The organism is Pseudoroseomonas cervicalis ATCC 49957 (assembly GCF_000164635.1).
GTDB lineage: Bacteria > Pseudomonadota > Alphaproteobacteria > Acetobacterales > Acetobacteraceae > Pseudoroseomonas > Pseudoroseomonas cervicalis.
In genome coordinates this window covers 1-2,203 of sequence record NZ_GG771007.1, presented here as the reverse complement: position 1 = coordinate 2,203, position 2,203 = coordinate 1, and the positions used below count along the sequence as shown (strand labels likewise).

Below are 2,203 nucleotides of genomic sequence, written 5' to 3'. Positions count from 1 at the left end.
GCGCCACGGCCGGGCCGGCGGCGCCGGGGTATCGCAGGGCGCGCAGGCGCCCGGCCCGCGCCGCCCGGTCTGGCCAGTGACAGCTTCGTCATGTCATCGTACCGGCAGAAGCAGAACACTGCCGGAGAAACGTCCCATGCGCCGCCGTACCCTGTCCGCCCTGCTGGGCGGCCTGCCGCTGCTGCCCGCCCTGCCCCGCGCCGCCCGCGCCCAGCCCGGCGCGCAACCCGCCTGGCCGGCGCGGCCGGTCACCATGCTGGTGCCCTTCGTCGCCGGCGGCCCGTCCGACATCGTTGCCCGGGCGATCAGCAACCGGATGAGCCAGACCATCGGCCAGCCCGTGGTGGTGGAGAACCGCCCCGGCGCCAATGGCGAGATCGCCGGCCGCGCCCTGGCCCGGGCCGAGCCGGATGGCCACACGCTGATGACCGGCTCGATCGGCGTCTATGCCATCAACACCGCGCTGCGCCCCGATCTCGGCTACGACCCGGTGGCCGAATTCGCCCCCGTCACCCTGGCGGTGACCACGCCCAACGTGCTGGTGATCAACCCCGAGCGGGTGCCGGCGCGCGACGTGGCCGGGCTGGTCGCCTGGCTGAAGGCCAATCCCGGCCGCGCCAGCTATTCCACCAGCGGCGTCGGCTCCTCCGACCAGATGACGGCGGAGCTGTTCAAGCAGCGCACCGGCACCGATGTGGCGCATGTGCCCTATCGCGGCGGCGCCGCGGCGGCGACCGACCTGATCGCCGGCAATGTGCAGATGTCGTTCCAGAATCTCGGCACCGTCGCCGGCCATATCCAGTCGGGCCGGCTGCGCGCGCTGATGGTCACCGACCAGCGCCGCCACCCGGTGCTGCCCGACGTGCCGAGCGCGGCCGAGGCGGGGATGGAGGATTTCGTCGTCACCTCCTGGCAGGCAGTGATGGCGCCGGCCGGCACGCCGCCCGCCCTGCTGGAGAAGCTGCACGCGGCGGTGGCCGGGGCGCTGCGCCACCCCGAGGTGCAGCCGCGGCTGGAGCAGATCGGGCTCAGCGTCGTCGCCAACAGCCCGGAGGAGTATCGCCGCTTCCAGCAGGCCGAGATCGCGCGCTGGCGCGAGGTGATCCAGCGCGCCGGCATCAAGCCGGAATGAGCGCGCGTCCCGCGCCGTTCGATTGATGCGGATCAAGGACGGCGCGGCGCGGCGCGACTAATCCCTCCTGCATGGCGGCAATGGCCGCCTGCAGTTCCGGCGGGAATGCCGGTGCCATGGCGGCCCCGCCGCCTGGATGGAGAGGTTGGTCGTGATCAAGACAATGGGCGGCGCGCTGGCCGCCGCCGCGATGGGGGCCGCCCTGCTGGCCGCTCCCGCCCCCGCACAGGCCCAGGACACCGCCTTCCGCGGCAAGCAGGCCGGCGACCTGGTGCTCGGCTTCGGCGTGATCGGCGTGCTGCCGCAGAGCGGCGGCCGCGTCGACGCGATCGGCGGCAAGCCGGACGCCTCCGATACCCTGACCCCGCAGCTCGACCTCACCTACTTCCTGACGCCGCAGGTCTCGCTGAACCTGATCGCCGCCACCACGCGGCACGATGTGAAGGTGCGCGGCTCGGCGCTGGGCGATGTCGATCTCGGCCGCGTCTGGGCGCTGCCGCCGACCCTGACGCTGCAGTTCCACCCGCTGCCGCAGGCGCGCTTCAGCCCCTATGTCGGCGCCGGCATCAACTACACCGTGTTCTATGGCGAGGGCGGCAGCCGCACCGCGCCGGTCAGCAAGGTGGATATCGAGAACAGCTGGGGCTGGGCCCTGAACGCCGGCTTCGACTACGCGATCAACGACCGCTGGGGCGTCAATCTCGACGTCAAGAAGCTGTTCCTGCGGCCGGATGTCTCGGTCAATGGCGGCGCCATCGGCGCGCGGGCCGATCTCGACCCGTGGATCGTCGGCGCCTCGCTGCGCTACCGCTTCTGAGGCTGCGCGCGGGGCCCCGGCTCCGGCGCGGACTTGAACGGGGCGCCCTGGCCGGGCGCCCCGTCTTCGTTTCAGCCGCTGCGGCCCCTGCTCCGGCGCCAGAAGCAGCCGCAGGCTGGACCAGCCGGTCATCTCCCAGCCGGCCCAGCGCGCCACCGGGCGCAGCGTGGCATCCCCCGGCCCGTCCGCCGCCTGGCGGCGCGCCGCCAGGGCGTGGCGCAGCGCCGCCTCGTCGCGCCAGCCCTGCTGCAGCT

The 2,203-nt window shown here is 73.5% G+C and carries 2 protein-coding genes; both read left to right on the top strand.

The features are described from left to right. The first annotated feature begins 136 nt into the window (after positions 1-136). A complete protein-coding gene (locus HMPREF0731_RS21245; protein ID WP_007006304.1) occupies positions 137-1,132 on the top strand; it encodes a Bug family tripartite tricarboxylate transporter substrate binding protein in 996 nt (331 codons plus the stop codon). Positions 1,133-1,283: 151 nt separating this feature from the next. Further along, positions 1,284-1,949 carry an OmpW/AlkL family protein gene (locus HMPREF0731_RS21240; RefSeq protein ID WP_245538381.1) on the top strand — a complete coding sequence of 222 codons (666 nt, stop codon included), beginning with the start codon at positions 1,284-1,286 and terminating at the stop codon, positions 1,947-1,949. The last annotated feature ends 254 nt before the right edge of the window (positions 1,950-2,203 follow it).

Bases quoted from the DNA above. Each gene is read 5' to 3' on its own strand.
- HMPREF0731_RS21245 (WP_007006304.1), top strand. From the start codon at position 137: ATGCGCCGCCGTACCCTGTCCGCCCTGCTGGGCGGCCTGCCGCTGCTG.